This is a genomic window from Mycobacterium sp. IDUB_5 (assembly GCF_055419565.1).
The window spans coordinates 237,236-251,659 of record NZ_JBVAXX010000007.1 but is presented as its reverse complement, the minus strand read 5'-3'; the positions used below and the strand labels follow the sequence as shown (position 1 = coordinate 251,659).

At 67.0% G+C, this 14,424-nt stretch carries 16 protein-coding genes; 6 read left to right on the top strand and 10 right to left on the bottom strand.

What is annotated here, in order from left to right; all coding sequences use genetic code 11:
• Positions 1–2 precede the first annotated feature (2 nt).
• The 3 genes from iolB to iolC are packed head-to-tail and all read right to left on the bottom strand — an operon-like array spanning position 3 to position 2,711.
• On the bottom strand, positions 3–872 hold the full coding sequence (gene iolB, locus ACZY1G_RS23750; RefSeq protein WP_463823765.1) for a 5-deoxy-glucuronate isomerase: 870 nt from the start codon (positions 870–872) through the stop codon (positions 3–5).
• Complete coding sequence (locus tag ACZY1G_RS23745) at positions 869–1,750, bottom strand: Cgl0159 family (beta/alpha)8-fold protein (protein ID WP_463823764.1); 882 nt, start codon at positions 1,748–1,750, stop codon at positions 869–871. The genes iolB and ACZY1G_RS23745 overlap by 4 nt, the downstream gene beginning before the upstream one ends.
• On the bottom strand, positions 1,743–2,711 hold the full coding sequence (iolC, locus tag ACZY1G_RS23740) for a 5-dehydro-2-deoxygluconokinase (protein WP_463817559.1): 969 nt from the start codon (positions 2,709–2,711) through the stop codon (positions 1,743–1,745). Before iolC ends, ACZY1G_RS23745 begins: the two co-directional genes overlap by 8 nt.
• Positions 2,712–2,862: 151 nt before the next feature.
• Here iolC and ACZY1G_RS23735 point away from each other — a divergent pair, with 151 nt between their 5' ends.
• A complete protein-coding gene (locus tag ACZY1G_RS23735) occupies positions 2,863–3,594 on the top strand; it encodes a GntR family transcriptional regulator (protein WP_463817773.1) in 732 nt (243 codons plus the stop codon).
• 4 nt (positions 3,595–3,598) lie between these two features.
• Here the strand turns inward: ACZY1G_RS23735 and ACZY1G_RS23730 are convergent, their stop codons facing one another.
• On the bottom strand, positions 3,599–4,381 hold the full coding sequence (locus ACZY1G_RS23730) for a TIM barrel protein (RefSeq protein WP_463817558.1): 783 nt from the start codon (positions 4,379–4,381) through the stop codon (positions 3,599–3,601).
• 183 nt (positions 4,382–4,564) lie between these two features.
• Between ACZY1G_RS23730 and ACZY1G_RS23725 the strand changes: the two genes are divergently transcribed.
• From ACZY1G_RS23725 to ACZY1G_RS23710, 4 genes are all read left to right on the top strand, one after another.
• Positions 4,565–5,554, top strand: a complete 990-nt coding sequence (locus tag ACZY1G_RS23725; protein ID WP_463817557.1) for a substrate-binding domain-containing protein — start codon at positions 4,565–4,567, stop codon at positions 5,552–5,554.
• Positions 5,555–5,609: 55 nt separating this feature from the next.
• On the top strand, positions 5,610–6,668 hold the full coding sequence (locus ACZY1G_RS23720) for an ABC transporter permease (RefSeq protein WP_463823763.1): 1,059 nt from the start codon (positions 5,610–5,612) through the stop codon (positions 6,666–6,668).
• Between the two features lie 4 nt (positions 6,669–6,672).
• Positions 6,673–7,497: an ATP-binding cassette domain-containing protein gene (locus tag ACZY1G_RS23715; protein ID WP_463817553.1), complete on the top strand. Its 825-nt coding sequence runs from the start codon at positions 6,673–6,675 to the stop codon at positions 7,495–7,497.
• Positions 7,498–7,560: 63 nt separating this feature from the next.
• The gene (locus ACZY1G_RS23710) at positions 7,561–8,040 is read left to right on the top strand and encodes an SRPBCC family protein (protein WP_463823762.1); all 480 of its coding nucleotides are present in this window, start codon (positions 7,561–7,563) and stop codon (positions 8,038–8,040) included.
• 11 nt (positions 8,041–8,051) lie between these two features.
• Here ACZY1G_RS23710 and ACZY1G_RS23705 read toward each other — a convergent pair whose 3' ends face one another.
• Complete coding sequence (locus ACZY1G_RS23705) at positions 8,052–9,317, bottom strand: DUF445 domain-containing protein (RefSeq protein ID WP_463823761.1); 1,266 nt, start codon at positions 9,315–9,317, stop codon at positions 8,052–8,054.
• A complete protein-coding gene (locus tag ACZY1G_RS23700) occupies positions 9,317–10,021 on the bottom strand; it encodes an Abi-alpha family protein (RefSeq protein ID WP_463823760.1) in 705 nt (234 codons plus the stop codon). Before ACZY1G_RS23700 ends, ACZY1G_RS23705 begins: the two co-directional genes overlap by 1 nt.
• Before the next feature lie 137 nt (positions 10,022–10,158).
• Between ACZY1G_RS23700 and ACZY1G_RS23695 the strand changes: the two genes are divergently transcribed.
• Entirely contained in the window at positions 10,159–10,308 is a 150-nt protein-coding gene (locus tag ACZY1G_RS23695; RefSeq protein WP_463823759.1) for a hypothetical protein, read from the top strand.
• A gap of 21 nt (positions 10,309–10,329) precedes the next feature.
• Here ACZY1G_RS23695 and ACZY1G_RS23690 read toward each other — a convergent pair whose 3' ends face one another.
• Genes ACZY1G_RS23690 through ACZY1G_RS23675 form a run of 4 tightly spaced genes read right to left on the bottom strand, consistent with a single transcriptional unit; the run spans position 10,330 to position 14,325 of the window.
• Positions 10,330–11,292, bottom strand: a complete 963-nt coding sequence (locus ACZY1G_RS23690) for a Gfo/Idh/MocA family protein (protein ID WP_463823758.1) — start codon at positions 11,290–11,292, stop codon at positions 10,330–10,332.
• Positions 11,289–12,161 carry a sugar phosphate isomerase/epimerase family protein gene (locus ACZY1G_RS23685; RefSeq protein WP_463817544.1) on the bottom strand — a complete coding sequence of 291 codons (873 nt, stop codon included), beginning with the start codon at positions 12,159–12,161 and terminating at the stop codon, positions 11,289–11,291. The genes ACZY1G_RS23690 and ACZY1G_RS23685 overlap by 4 nt, the downstream gene beginning before the upstream one ends.
• Positions 12,158–13,174 (bottom strand): Gfo/Idh/MocA family protein, encoded by a 1,017-nt coding sequence (locus ACZY1G_RS23680; RefSeq protein WP_463823757.1) that lies wholly within the window; start codon positions 13,172–13,174, stop codon positions 12,158–12,160. The genes ACZY1G_RS23685 and ACZY1G_RS23680 overlap by 4 nt, the downstream gene beginning before the upstream one ends.
• Complete coding sequence (locus tag ACZY1G_RS23675) at positions 13,171–14,325, bottom strand: phytanoyl-CoA dioxygenase family protein (RefSeq protein ID WP_463817542.1); 1,155 nt, start codon at positions 14,323–14,325, stop codon at positions 13,171–13,173. Before ACZY1G_RS23675 ends, ACZY1G_RS23680 begins: the two co-directional genes overlap by 4 nt.
• Positions 14,326–14,424: the final 99 nt, after the last annotated feature.

The window sequence follows — 14,424 nt, the reverse complement described above, 5'->3', positions numbered from 1 at the left end:
GATCACTCTCCTCGACTGGGGGTGAACGGAAGGCGGGGGTCGATCTCCTGGTGCTCCCAGCTGCCGCGCAACCAGGTGTGGGAAGGATCGTCGCAGATCAGCCACGCTCGGGTCGGGCCCGAACCGGCCATCACGTTGAGGTAGTACATGTGGTGTCCGGGCGCGGCGATGGACGGCCCGTGATACCCGTGGGGGACGAGCACCACGTCACCGGTGCGGACCTCCTCGAGGACCTCGATGGGGCGTTCGGTGGTGCCGTACACCCGGTGGTAGCCGAATCCTGCTGTGCCGGCAGGGCTGTCGTCGATCTCGAAGTAGTAGATTTCTTCCAGCTGGGTCTCGACGTCGGTGTTCTCATCGTGCTTGTGCGCCGGGTAGCTCGACCAGTTGCCCCCGGGGGTGATCACCTCGCAGGCGATCAGCGAATCGGCCTCGAAAGCCGTTGCGGTGCCGAAGTTGTGCACCTGCCGGCTGCAGTTGCCGGCGCCCCGTAACTCGACAGGCACGTCGGCCGCGGCCACTCGGCGGTTCGGGAAGGACGTGGACGCGCGGGCGCCGCAGATCGCGATCCGGCCGCGGCCCGAGAGGGTGTACTGCTGGCCGATGCCCAGGTAGACCATGTCGGCGGGGCCATCGAAGACCGAGACGCGCGGCGCCAGGGTGAACACCTCACCGCCGCACGCGACGGTGGCGGCGCCGGCGAGGGGCAGGATCATCACTTCGGTGTCGTCGGTGCTCAGCGTCACCTCGGCGCCGTCCCCGAGATCGACGACGTGCAGCGATGATTCAGCCCAGCCGGCGTCTTCGGGGGTGATCGCCACGGTGAACGGTGCCGTCGCGCTGCCCGCCGGAATGTACAGTTTCGAGTTCATCGAACCATCGCCACCGCGGTCGCGACAGCGGAGCTGACGTCGTCGTCGGGCGGGTAGAGCAGGGTTCGGCCGACGATCAGGCCGCGCACCGACGGCAGGGCCAAGGCCTTCTCCCAACTCGCGAACGCCTCGTCCGGATCCGTCGGGTCTCCGCCCAACAGCAGGGTGGGCATGGTCGTCGACTCCATCACCCGGTCCATCTCGTCGACGACGGGCAGCTTCATCCACGTGTAGGCCGACGTCGAGCCGAGGCCCTGTCCGATGTGCACGGACTTGATGACCGCGTCCGGCGACAGGTCGTTGCGGACCTTGCCGTTCACCCGCGACGACATGAAGGGCTCGAGCATCGCGATCAGGCCGTGAGCGGCGAGCTCGTCGACGGCCTGGGCGCAGGCCGCGAGCGTGGCGACGGTGCCCGGGTCGTCGAGATCGATGCGGCACAACATCTTTCCACCGTTCATCTTCGCGGCCGCGGTGGATGCCGCCGTGGCGCCGGTCATCCGGTCGTCGAGCTCGAACGACGAGCCGGCCAACCCGCCGCGGTTGAACGAGCTGAACACGACCTTGTCCTCGAGGGCGCCGAGCAGCAGCAGGTCGTCGAGGATGTCGGCGGTGGCCAGCACCCCGTCCACGCCGGGGTCGGCCAGCGCGGCGCGCAGGCGGTCGAGCAGATCGGTGCGGCTGTTCATCGCGGTCGGGCGCGAGCCGACGGCCAGGGCGCCGCGGGCGGGATGGTCGGCGGCGACGATCATCAGCCGACCGTTGCCGCGCATCGTGGGCCGGGCGGTGCGGTTCTGCCACGCCCGCGCGACGGCACCGGGATCGGTGGCGCGCAGATCGGTGATCGCCGGGTAGTCCCGGCACAGCCCATCAGACATTGACGGCCTCCACAGCGGTCTGTTCGGCCAGTTCGGCGACCTCGGTGGCCGTCGGCATGGCGGTCGAGCACTCGAGGCGTCCGGCGACGATGGCGCCCGCGGCGTTCGCGTAGCGCAGCGTCTTCTCCAGCGGCCAGCCGTGCAGCAACCCGTGGCACAGACTGCCGCCGAAGGCGTCACCGGCGCCCAGACCGTTGACGACGTCGACCTCGTTCGGAGGCACTGTCACCGACGAGCGGCGGCTCTTGCCGAGCACACCGCGCGGCCCTTGCTTCACGATGGCGAGTTCCACGCCGAGGTCGAGCAGCGCGTCGGCCGCCTTGTGCGGATTCGACTCGCCGACGGCGATCTCGCACTCTTCGCGGTTGCCGACGGCGACGGTGACGTGCGCCAGCGCTGCGCGGACCTGCTCGGTGGCCGCGGCGGGGGAGTCCCAGAACATCGGCCGGTAGTCGAGGTCCAGAACCGTCAGCGGTCTACGCGCCCGAGCCGCCCACGCGGCGAAATGCGCACTGCGGCTGGGTTCTTCGGACAGACCGGTCACCGTTGCCCAGAACAGGCGGGCACCGCGCACCGCGTCGGCGTCGATGTCGTCGACGGTGATCTGCAGATCGGGTGCACTCGGCTTGCGGTAGAAGTACAGCGGGAAATCGTCGGGCGGGAAGATCTCGCAGAACGTGACCGGCGTCGGGAACTCGTCGTGGGTGGCGACGAAGCGATTGTCGACTCCCAGGCGTTCGAGTTCGGCGCGCACGAAACGGCCGAACGGATCGTCGCCCGCCCCGGAGATCAATGCCGTGCGGTTGCCGAGTCGGGCTGCGGCGACGGCGACGTTGGCCGCGCTGCCCCCGAGGAATTTGCCGAAGGTCTCGACGTCCTCGAGGCCGACGCCGACCTGTAGGGGATATACGTCGACGCCGCTGCGCCCGATGGCGAGGACGTCGTAGGGCTGAGAATTCATCACAAGTCACTCCGACGAGAAGGGTGTGGGTGGCTGCCTACGACTGTGCCTCGGGTCACGGCGCAAAGTCAAGACTTTGTCCTGACATTCTATCTTGTTGCCATTCGATGTTAGGCTGCGCTGGTCCGGCAAACTCGAGATCGGAGTCGACGTGCCGCTGACCGTGGAGCTCGACAGGTCAAGTCCTGTGCCGCTGTACTACCAGCTGGCGCAGGCAATCGAAGCTGCGATCCGCGACGGCGAACTGGCTCCGGGGGACCGTTTCGAGAACGAGCTCGCGCTGGCCAAGCGACTCGCGCTGTCGCGGCCGACCACGCGGCGGGCCATTCAGGAACTCGTCGACAAGGGTCTGCTCGTTCGCAAGCGCGGTGTCGGCACCCAGGTGGTCCAGAACCCCGTGCATCGCCGCGTCGAGCTGACGAGCTTGTTCGACGATCTCGCGCGCGGGGGACAGGAACCCACCACCACGCTGCTCGACTACCGCGTCGGGCCGCCCGACGAGGACGTCGCACGTGAGTTGAACCTGTCGCACGACCGCGAGGTGGTGTCGATCCACCGGTTGCGCTGCGCCAACGGTGAACCGCTCGCCGTCATGACCAATCATCTCCCGATCGAAATCGCCCCGGCCGCTGAGGAACTCGAGAAGAGCGGGCTCTACCAGTCGCTGAGGGCGCGCGGCGTGCACATCCGGTTGGCGCGCCAGCGGATCGGCGCACGCGGCGCCACCCGCGCCGAGGCGCAGCTGCTCGACGAGAAGCCGAATGCGCCACTGCTGACGATGGCGCGCACCGCATTCGACGATTCCGGCGCCGCGGTCGAGTTCGGCAATCACGGCTATCGCGCGTCGCGCTACTACTTCGACACCACGCTCGTCGACCGCTGAGACGTCAGCGGAACGCCGCGCCGAATGCATCGAGTGCGGTCTCGCTCCCTGCCTCGCCGGCGCCTGACGCCCACGCCTCCATGCCGATCGTGCCCGTGTAGCCCATCTCGCGCAGCGCCCTGGCGATCGCGGGGTAGTTGATCTCGCCTGTGCCCGGCTCGCATCGTCCGGGTACATCGGCCACCTGGATCTCGCCGATCGCGTCACCGCACCGGCGCAGTAGCTCGATCAGATTCCCCTCGCCGATCTGAGCGTGATAGAGGTCGAGCATCATCTTCACGTTCGGATGTGCGACACCTTCGACAAGCGCGAGAACGTCTTTCGCGCGGGCCAGGGGCACGCCGGGGTGATCCACGATGGTGTTCAGGTTCTCCACCACGAACGTCACGCCGGCTGCGGCGCCCAACTCGCCGAGACGTTCCAGGGTGCGGGCGGCCGTCAGCCACATCTGCCCGGTGGCCCGCGCGCGGGGACGCGCGGCGTCACCGTCCACCAGTTCAGCGGTGTGCAGATTCAGTCGTGTGATGCCCAGTGTCGCCGCGGCGTCGAGGCTCTGCTGGGCGGTGCGCACCACCTCGTCGCACGTCGTGGGGTCGATCAGATCTCCGTGCAGGTAGCCGGTCATCGACGTGAAGGTGGCACCGGTGCGGGCCAGCGCAGCGAGATCCTTGTCGTGCCAACTCCAGATCTCCGCGGCGAAACCGCGCTCGTGAATCCGCGCGACACGTTCGACGATCGGACGATCACGGAACACCATCTCTGCGCAGACGGATAGCTGGAAGGTCATGGCGGCACCCCTTTCGTCGCAGTAGCGACGCCCACACTATGACATGCAGTCCTAATGTCAGGACAAAGTGTTGACTTTCGGCTGTGAGCCGTATTACATCAAGGACGAGGCGTGGCGCCCGGCACATCCTCGCAGACGTCCGGGGCCGCATCGTCCCGACGACGTAGAAAACAAGGAGATGTGATGACGTTCAAGCGGCTCGCGACCCTCGCCGGGACCGGCGTTCTGGCGATCGGACTCGTGGCGTGCTCGTCGACGGGCGGGAAGCCCGCCGGTGCGGGCGAGGGCGGCGGCGGTGGTGGCACCGTCGACACCCCGCGCAAGACGATCGCGATGATCACCCACGAGGTGCCGGGTGACTCGTTCTGGGATCTCATCCGCAAGGGCGCCGAGACTGCGGCCAAGAAGGACAACATCGAACTGCGCTACTCCAACGACCCGGAGGCGCCCGGCCAGGCCAACCTCGTGCAGACCGCGGTGGACAGCGGCGTCGACGGTATCGCCGTGACGCTGGCCAAACCCGACGCGATGCAGGCCGCGGTGAAAGCGGCTGAGGCCAAGAACATCCCGGTGGTCGCGTTCAATGCCGGCGCGGATGCCTGGAGCGCGATGGGCGTCAAGGAGTTCTTCGGGCAGGATGAGTTCATCGCCGGGCAGGCCGTCGGTGAGCGGTTGACCTCCGAGGGTGCCACGAAGGCGATCTGCGTGATCCAGGAGCAGGGCCACGTCGGTCTGGAATCCCGCTGCGCCGGTGTCAAGGACAAGTTCCCCGCCACCGAGACGCTGAACGTCAACGGCAAGGACATGCCGTCGGTGGAGTCCACGATCACCGCCAAGCTGCAGCAGGACCCCGCCGTCGACTACGTCGTCACCCTGGGCGCCCCGTTCGCGTTGACGGCCGTGCAGTCTGCCGGTAACGCCGGCAGCAAGGCCAAGATCGGGACCTTCGACACCAACGCCGCTCTGGTGGGCGCCATCCAGGACGGCACCGTGCAGTGGGCCATCGACCAGCAGCCCTACCTGCAGGGCTACCTCGCCGTCGACTCGCTGTGGCTGTACATGACCAACGGCAACGTCATCGGCGGCGGACAGCCGACCCTGACGGGGCCGGCATTCATCGACAAGTCGAACATCGACGCGGTGGCTGATTACGCCAAGGGTGGGACCCGATGATGTGGGCCCACGCCCGAAGGGCAGGGGATGCTTGCGCGAAGAGGAGGAAATTCTGATGACAACTCAGGAGGCGCTCGACGTCGGCAGCCACAAGGTGGTGCGCGACGAACGGGTCAAGGAACGGAACCGGCTGCAACGCATACTGATCCGTCCGGAAATGGGCGCCGGCATCGGCGCGATCGGCATCTTCGTCTTCTTCCTCGTCGTCGCCGCGCCGTTCCGCGAGGCCGCATCACTGGCCACGGTTCTCTACGCCAGCTCCACGATCGGGATCATGGCGTGCGGCGTGGCGCTGCTGATGATCGGCGGCGAGTTCGACCTCTCGTCGGGTGTCGCCGTCACCTTCAGCTCGCTCGCGGCGTCGATGCTCGCCTACAACCTGCACCTCAACCTGTGGGTGGGTTCGGCTCTGGCACTGATCCTTTCGCTGGCCGTGGGCTTCTTCAACGGCTGGCTGGTGATGCGGACGAAGATCCCCAGCTTCCTGATCACCCTGAGCACGTTCTTCATGTTGGCCGGCATCAACCTGGCCGTCACGAAGCTCGTCGCCGGACAGGTGGCCACTCAGAGCGTCAGCGACATGTCCGGGTTCGCCTCGGCGCAGAAAGTCTTCGCCTCGTCGTTCACGTTGTTCGGTGTCAGCATCCGCATCACCGTCGTGTGGTGGCTGGTCTTCACCGCGATCGCAACCTGGGTGTTGTTCAAGACACGGATCGGCAACTGGATATTCGCCGTCGGTGGCGACGCGGATAGTGCTCGCGCCGTGGGCGTTCCGGTCACCAAAGTCAAGATCGGCCTGTTCATGTTCGTCGGATTCTGCGCCTGGTTCGTCGGCATGCATCTGCTGTTCGCGTTCAACACCGTGCAGTCCGGTCAGGGCATCGGCAACGAGTTCTTCTACATCATCGCCGCCGTCATCGGTGGCTGCCTGCTGACCGGCGGGTACGGCACCGCCATCGGGGCCGCGATCGGCGCGTTCATCTTCGGCATGACCAATCAGGGCATCGTCTACGCCGGCTGGGACCCTGACTGGTTCAAGTTCTTCCTGGGCGCGATGCTGCTGTTCGCGGTGATCGCCAACAACGCCTTCCGCAACTACGCCGCAAAGAAGTGACGAGATGACCATTTCCATGGAAAAGCCAAGCAGCGACGCGCCTTCCGGGGGAAAAGTTCCGCTGGTCGAACTGCGCAACGTCGGCAAGTCCTACGGCAACATCACCGCCCTGGCGGACATCTGCCTTCGCGTACACGCCGGTGAGGTGACCGGCATCCTCGGCGACAACGGTGCGGGCAAGTCGACGCTGATCAAGATCATCGCGGGGTTGCATCAGCAGACCGAGGGTGAACTGCTCGTCGACGGCGAGCCCACGAAGTTCTCCTCACCGGCCGAGGCGTTGGGCAAAGGCATCGCCACGGTCTACCAGAACCTCGCCGTGGTTCCGCTGATGCCGGTGTGGCGCAACTTCTTCCTCGGTCAGGAGCTGCGCCGCAAGTCGTTCCCGTTCACCTTGGATGCCAACGCGATGCGGGCGACCACTCTGACGGAACTGTCGAAGATGGGCATCGACCTGCCCGATGTCGATGTACCGATCGGCTCGCTGTCGGGCGGCCAGCGCCAGTGCGTGGCGATCGCCCGTGCCGTGTTCTTCGGCGCGCGGGTGCTGATCCTCGACGAGCCCACGGCGGCCCTGGGGGTCAAGCAGTCCGGGGTGGTGCTCAAATACATCACCGCGGCCAAGGAGGCCGGGTTCGGCGTGGTGTTCATCACCCACAACCCGCATCATGCCCACATGGTCGGAGACCACTTCGTGTTGCTCAACCGCGGTCGGCAGAAGCTCGACTGCACCTATGACGACATCACCCTGGAGCACCTGACGCAGGAGATGGCCGGCGGCGACGAGCTCGAGGCGCTGTCCCACGAGCTGCGGGGCGCCAAAGGCTGACGTGCCCGTACTCGATGCTCTGCCGGCCGATTGGCCGGCGGAGCACGTGGGTATGACGGCGTCATGGCTACTACGACACCCGTCAAGACAGAAGACGCCGGTCCGCACACCGTGAGCCGCAGCGTGCAGGTCAGCGCCCCCGTGGCGGACATCTTCGCGCTGCTGGTGGACCCGCACCGCCACCACGAGATCGACGGATCGGGCACCGTGCGCGACACCCAGGTCAAGGGGCCGCACCGGCTGCAGCAGGGCGATAAGTTCACGGTCGGTATGAAGCAGTTCGGGGTGCCTTACGCGATCACCTCGACCGCCACCGCGGTGGAGGACGACCACGTTGTCGAATGGCAGCACCCGCTGGGACACCGGTGGCGCTGGGAACTTGCTCCCGTCGGTCCGGGCGTGACCAAGGTGACCGAGACCTTCGACTACTCCACCGCGAAGCTGCCGATCGTCATCGAGGTGATGGGCTACCACAAGAAGAACGCCCAGGGTATCGAGTCCACGCTGTCCGGGCTGGCGGAGCGCTTCGCCGACGCTCACTGACGGGGCGTGGCTCAGCGGGTGACGAGTTCGATGATCTGCACCTGGATTTCACCGACCACGCCGCCGAGTACCGCACCCACGGCGATCATCAACGGCTCGTCGTCTTTGAACACGGGCCGCAAAATGGACTCGTATTCCTCGTTGGTGAGCCGGCTCATCTTGTCGATGATCGTGTTCTCCAGGTCGATCACCTCGGCCGCGTAGCCCTGCGCTTCCGACAATGTCGACGGGAGCCGCTCGAGCACCAGGGCCACGACCCGGTCCTTCATGGCCCGGTATCGCTTGGTGCCCACCGTCAGCGCGACCAAGGGAGCGGCGATTCCGCCGGCCTGCCTGTCGATCGCGCCCTCGATCTCACGAGCGACGAGGGCGAACAGTTTGTCCGAGCCGGGGCCGGTGATCAGTGCGTCGAAGAGGATGTCGGGCGCGAACAGGTCGTCGGCCAGGATCTTGGCGTAGTCGCGGGTGATCTTCTCCCGCTGCGCATGCAGGAGACCCTGAAATGTGTAGAAGCCCAAGTACTTCCGCGGATAGATGGGTCGGAACAGCATGTTGAGAGCGATGTAGTCGCTGATGAATCCGACCGCGAATCCGAAAGCCGGCATGATCCACGGGTTCTGGAACAGGGCCCACGCCACCATTTGGACCAGGCCGATGAAGAACCCGAAGTAGATGCCACTGCGGCGGACGAAGGCCATGGCGTCGGTGCTAACGCTGCGCATCAGCTTGACGAGCTTCTCCTTGTTGCGCACCAGGGTCGTCACAGCGAGAAACTGGATGTCGAGATATCGGGGAAGATCGGACTTGATCTCGGTCATCAGATTCTGGGTGAGCGCTGGGATCTGACCGACGATGCGGTCGCGTACGGCACGGCGGCCCGCTTCGGGGAGGCTGTCCCAGAGCCCGGGTCGTACCTCCTCGGCGAGGTCCCGGATGATCTCCTCGATCGCCTCGTTGAGCGGTACCTGCAGCCGATCCAATGCCTCGTCGACGTCGAACCGGTCGAGAAGCTCTTCCGGTTTCAGCAGATTCGAGGTCAGCAGGTGGATGGTGGTCGAGCCGACCTTGCCCGCGCGACGGGGGACGATCCCCTGCCAGCCGAAGATCCCCCACCCTGTGAAATCCAGCGGTCGGTAGAGCATCTCAACGGCGACCAGCTTGGTGCTCCAGCCCACGAATGCGGCGATGAGCGGCATGGACAGGTAGATCCACCAGTAGTTCGAGACATCGGTGGTGATCTCGCTCCAGCTGGCGATTGCCTGGTGAGTGGCCGTCATCACCGGAGATTGCCGGTGGCGGCCGCCCAGAACTCGACCCCCAGCGCGGACAGTGTCAGGGTCGAGCGCTCCACCTTGGCCGGAATGGGCCCACGGGCGCCGCTCTTGATCGCAGCCAGCACCGCGGTCTCGGCCATCAGCAGCTCGTAATCCGTCTCCAGGTCCCGGTCCTCCGGCCCGATGTCGACCAGCCCCAGCGACAGCAGGTGACTGACGTACTGCGGCACCATCTCCGGGAGCGCGACGTTGGCTGTCCGACCGATCAGCGAGGCGTTCTGGAGCACAGGGCGTGTCGTCGCCCGCGACTGGCCCCAGATCGAGATGGTGACGACGGGCGACCGGGATCCGTCCGACAGCGCACCGAGAATGCGGGCCTCGTCGGCGACCAGTTGGTCGAGGAGTCGGTGGAAGAACTCGATCCGGCTCCCTCGGGTGTTCTGGTCGAGCGCGCGCTCCAGCAGATGGGTGAGTTTGCCGCCGAGCGAATCCGGCGCGGTCTCTCTGGTGTCGACTGCTGTGCCGGCGTCGGCGTCGGCGTCTGCGTCGTCGACCGTCGGGGTCGATTCGGTCCCGTCGAGTGCGTCCAGGCTGTGCCGTAGTGCGTCGACGATCTGCTTTCCTGTCCAGCTGTAGACGTCGAGTCCGACGCGAGCCGCGCTGACGGCGTGGCTGAGCAACTCCCGGGGGTCGTACGGCTTGGGCATAGGGAGAAACTAGTCGTACCGCACGGCGCTGACCTCAGCGTTGCCAAAAGCTGGTCGGTCAACATTCACACGATCGACACCGTTTCGCCGTTCGCTGCGGCGGGCCCCTAACCCGTCCGCGCGGCACAATGGTGGACATGGACAGGGAACTCGAGGCACCGGCGACCGTCCCGGTGTGGCGTGATCCGCTGTCGGCGGGATGGCGCGCACACCGTGGCCTGCTGATACTGCGGCTCCGATGGCACGAGCGGCGGATGGCCGGCGCCACCCCAACCGGCAGCGATTAGCCTCAGAAGCGTCGACGCCGATCAGCGCGGCGCCATGCCCGCGGCCAGGTAGGTGTCGTCGATCAGGCCCATGTTCGCCAGCGCGTCGGCGAGATCCAGCAACAGGGCTTCGCCGTTCTCCACATGGGCGGCGAAGGCTTCCAGCTGGTAGGTGTACGACGCGCGGTTGCCCAGGTGTTCCACAGTTTCTCCGTGGGCGGTGGTGATCGTCACCCGGTCGTCGCGGCGCGGGTTGATGAAATCGTGCACGAATACCGCGCCATGCGACCCGATGATCCGCAGGGTGAACGAATACTCGTCCTCGACCATCGAGTTGGTCGTGAATCCAGTTGCGCCCGAGTCGAACACGAACTCGGCGTCGAATCGCTCATCGACGCCCGGCGTGCGTTGCACCGCCGTCGCCGACGCCACGCGCGGCGTGCCGAAGCGGCGCATGATGTGCAGCGCATAGCAGCCCAGATCCATCAGCGCACCGCCAGCCATGTCGAGTGACCAACGCGGGTCCTCAGCTGGCGGTTCGGGCATCCCCATCGCGACCTCGACGCGCGCGAGCTCACCGATGGTGCCGTCAGCGGCCACCTGGAGCGCCCTGCGCATCACCGGATGGAACAGGTAGTGAAAGCCCTCCATGACCGGGACACCCGCGGCGTCGGCTGCCGCCGCGACACGCGCCGCCTCGACACGATCCCGGGCGAACGGTTTCTCGGTGAGCACCGGCTTGCCCGCATCGACCGCGGCCAGGTTCCACGGTGCGTGCAGAGCATTCGCCAGCGGGTTGTAGATCACGTCGACCTCGGGATCGTCGATCACCCCCTGGTAGGAGGCGAGAACCCGCTCGACGCCGAACCGGTCGGCGAAAGCCCTCGCCCGCAACGGGTCCCGGGCCGCGACTGCCACCAGGCGGTGACCGAGCTCGCGGGCCGGGCCGACGATCGCGTTCTCGGCGATCCGAGACGCGCCGAGAACGCCGATCCGCAGGCTCACGCCGAGACGCCCGCAGCTGTTCCCGTCACGAAGGTCACGCTGGCGCGGACATCGGCGAGCGGTCCGTCTCCGGCGGGTTCCCCAGTGAGAATGGTGTCCTGCTCCATCACGTACCACCCGTCGAAACCGCTGTCCTGCAACGCCGTCACGATCCCGGCGATGTCGACATCGCCCTGCCCCAGCGGCACGTACATCCCGGCAGCGACCGCGTCGGTGTAGGTCAGCTCACCGGATTGAACGCGCGCCGCCAGCGCAGCGTCGACGTCCTTGAGATGGCAGTGCTGGATGCGTTGAGGGACCTGGCGCGCCAGCTGCAGCGGATCGGTGCCGCCGATCAGCAGGTGCCCGGTGTCCAGGCACAGCGGGATACGCGAGCCGGCGAGCACCCGATCGACCTCCGCGCGATTCTCGACCATCGTGCCCACGTGGGGATGCAGCACCGCGGTAAGACCACGTTCGGCGACCGCTTCGGCGAGCCTGTCCAGGTTGGTCAGCAGCGTCTCCCACTGCCGTTCCGACAACTCCGGGCGGCTGTCGTACCCGTCGGCGCCCGTGGCGGCCGCGAGGACGACCACGCCCGCCCCGGCGGCCACCAGGGAATCGAGAGGTCCGGTGAGATCGGCGACCGGGTCGTGGGTCTCGTCGAACAGCACCACCGGCACGAACCCGCCCACACACTGCAAGCCGAACCGATCGAGTGTCGCGACCAGATCCGCCGTCTCGGACGGTAGGAAGCCCTCCGGCCCGAGTTCGGTCGCGGTCAGACCGGCACTGGCCATCTCCGCGAGCACCCGCTCCGGCTCGAGCTGGTGGCCCCAGCCCGGTACCTCACACACGCCCCAGGAGATCGGAGCTCCCGCGAGTTTCACTGCTGTGCCTCCTTTTTCACCGTGTCGATGGACACCGGAACGCCGCGCCGCAGCGATTCGGTGGCCGCCTCCGCGATCCACGCGACCTCGACCGCGTCGGCGACGGTGGCGCCACGGATCGGGGCACCGCCGACGACGTCGACGAACGCGCTGAGCTCGGCCCGGAACGCCTGGGTGAAGCGGTCCATGAAGAAGTGGTGCGGCTGACCGGTCGGGAACGCGGTGCCCGGGTCTCCGTTGACGACCGGCGCGCCCTCGTCCCACCCGGCGACCATGGTGTCGTCGAAACCGTGCACCTCGAGCCGGCAGTCGTACCCGCGACCGTTGTAGCGGGCGGCGGAAACCACGCCGAGGGCGCCCCCGTCGAATCGCGCGGTGATGACCGCGGTGTCGACGTCGCCGTACTCGGCGAACAGCGGGTCACCCTGGACGCTGCCGGTGGCGTACACCTCGACGACCTCCTGGCCGGTCACCCAGCGGATCGCGTCGAAATCGTGGACGGCGCAGTCACGGAAGATGCCACCGGATCCGCGGATGTAGTCCATCGGCGGGGGAGCGGGGTCCATCGTGGTGCTACGCACCGTGTGCAGTCGTCCCAGCGAGCCGCCGTCGACGGCCTGCTTGACCGCTGCGAACGCGGCGTCGAAGCGGCGCTGGTAACCCACCTGGACCGGTATGCCGGAGCCGGCGATGATGCCGGCCACGCGGGCGCTCTCGGCCGCGGTGGATGCGATCGGCTTCTCGCAGAACGTCGGCAGGCCCGCGTCGACCGCGGCCAGTGCCAGCTCCGCATGTGCCGGCGTCGCCGCTGCGACGACGACGCCGTCCACTCCGGCCGAGAGCAGCGTCGCTACCGAATCAGCCGGCGTGGCACCGTATTTGGTGGCGACCTCGGCGACGACATGGGGCCGCTCGTCGGTGACGACGAGGCGGTCCACGTTCGGTAGGTTCGTCAAGGTCTCGGCGTGGAATGCGCCGATGCGGCCGAGGCCGATCAAGCCCAGTGTGGTCATGGTGTTCTCCGATCGTGGTAGTCGTTCAGCGCGGTGTCGAGCTGTTCGTCGGTGAGGTCCTCGTCCAGGGCGTCGGCCAGGATGTCGACCTGGCTACGCGGCGCCAGAGCGCCGACCGGGGGATCGCTGTCGAGGTTGGTGGGGAAGGCATAGCCCTCGGCGGTGGCGATGACGACGTTGTGCAGCTCGTGCTCGGGCCGGCCGGCGGCGCGCATCCCGCGCAGCACCGGGTACACCGCGCGCACCATGGCGGTGCGGTCGACGGCCTCCATCGCGCGCCCGAACGGGGAGCTGACCTGGAGTAGATTGGCGATGCGCCGGATGTCGCCCGAAACATTGGCTCCTGCACCGTGATACAGGGCGGGATTGAAGAACACCGCGTCGCCCGTGGCCAGCGGGACCTGGACGTGATGGTGGGCGAAGTAGTCGATGAACTCCGGTCGATGGAAAGCCAGGTAGCCGCCGGCGAAGCGCTGGGAGAACGGCAGCAGCATCGTCGGGCCGCTCTCGATCGGCATGTCGCAGTGCGCGACGGCGCCCTGCAGGGTCAGTGCCGGCGACATGCGGTGCAGGTGGGCGGGATACTGCTCGAGGTGCTCGACAGGAACGAACCCGAGGTGATAGTCCCGGTGCGGAACCTGTGCTGCACCACCAGGATTGACGACGTTGACTTGCGAGGTCACCTGGTAGCGAGGGCCGAGCCAGGCCTGGCACACCAGCGCAAGCGCGTCGTTGGCGTAGTAGTCGGCGTAGGTGTGCGGATCGCGCAGCGCCAGCTTCTGTGCCGCATTCCAGATGCGATCGTTGGCGCCAGGCGCACCGAAGTGGTCACCTGCGGTGCGGTCGCCGCGGCGCTCCTCCTCGATGATCGCGAAGAACGCGTCGTTGGCGCGGGCTACCACGTCCGGCGTGAACGCTCCTGCGAACACCACCACCCCGGGCCCGTCGGTCAGCGCGCGGATCACCTCGGCCTGCAGTGCGCGCCGACCCTCGGACGCGACGTCTGCTGCGTACACGAGGACATTGCTGCGCACCTCGCGGGCATGTGGGTAGTCGGCCGGATCGGTCTGCTGTTCGATCTGCGCCCGGAACTCGTCGAGATCGCAGTCCGCCTCGCCGAGCCATGCCGCGGGGTGCAGGGAAGTGGTCATGACGGCTAGTCTTGCTGTGATCCGCACCGCAATCAACGGCAAAAACCCATCAAAAACACCTCAGAACACCCCGGCGAGCAGAACCGCGGGAGGAAAGGG

Coding starts and splice junctions, on each gene's coding strand:
- iolB (WP_463823765.1), bottom strand. CDS start 872: ATGAACTCGAAACTGTACATTCCGGCGGGCAGCGCGACGGCACCGTTC.
- ACZY1G_RS23700 (WP_463823760.1), bottom strand. CDS start 10,021: ATGCCCAAGCCGTACGACCCCCGGGAGTTGCTCAGCCACGCCGTCAGC.
- iolC (WP_463817559.1), bottom strand. CDS start 2,711: ATGAATTCTCAGCCCTACGACGTCCTCGCCATCGGGCGCAGCGGCGTC.
- ACZY1G_RS23705 (WP_463823761.1), bottom strand. CDS start 9,317: ATGACGGCCACTCACCAGGCAATCGCCAGCTGGAGCGAGATCACCACC.
- ACZY1G_RS23715 (WP_463817553.1), top strand. CDS start 6,673: ATGACCATTTCCATGGAAAAGCCAAGCAGCGACGCGCCTTCCGGGGGA.
- ACZY1G_RS23710 (WP_463823762.1), top strand. CDS start 7,561: ATGGCTACTACGACACCCGTCAAGACAGAAGACGCCGGTCCGCACACC.
- ACZY1G_RS23745 (WP_463823764.1), bottom strand. CDS start 1,750: ATGTCTGATGGGCTGTGCCGGGACTACCCGGCGATCACCGATCTGCGC.
- ACZY1G_RS23730 (WP_463817558.1), bottom strand. CDS start 4,381: ATGACCTTCCAGCTATCCGTCTGCGCAGAGATGGTGTTCCGTGATCGT.
- ACZY1G_RS23725 (WP_463817557.1), top strand. CDS start 4,565: ATGACGTTCAAGCGGCTCGCGACCCTCGCCGGGACCGGCGTTCTGGCG.
- ACZY1G_RS23675 (WP_463817542.1), bottom strand. CDS start 14,325: ATGACCACTTCCCTGCACCCCGCGGCATGGCTCGGCGAGGCGGACTGC.
- ACZY1G_RS23695 (WP_463823759.1), top strand. CDS start 10,159: ATGGACAGGGAACTCGAGGCACCGGCGACCGTCCCGGTGTGGCGTGAT.
- ACZY1G_RS23720 (WP_463823763.1), top strand. CDS start 5,610: ATGACAACTCAGGAGGCGCTCGACGTCGGCAGCCACAAGGTGGTGCGC.
- ACZY1G_RS23680 (WP_463823757.1), bottom strand. CDS start 13,174: ATGACCACACTGGGCTTGATCGGCCTCGGCCGCATCGGCGCATTCCAC.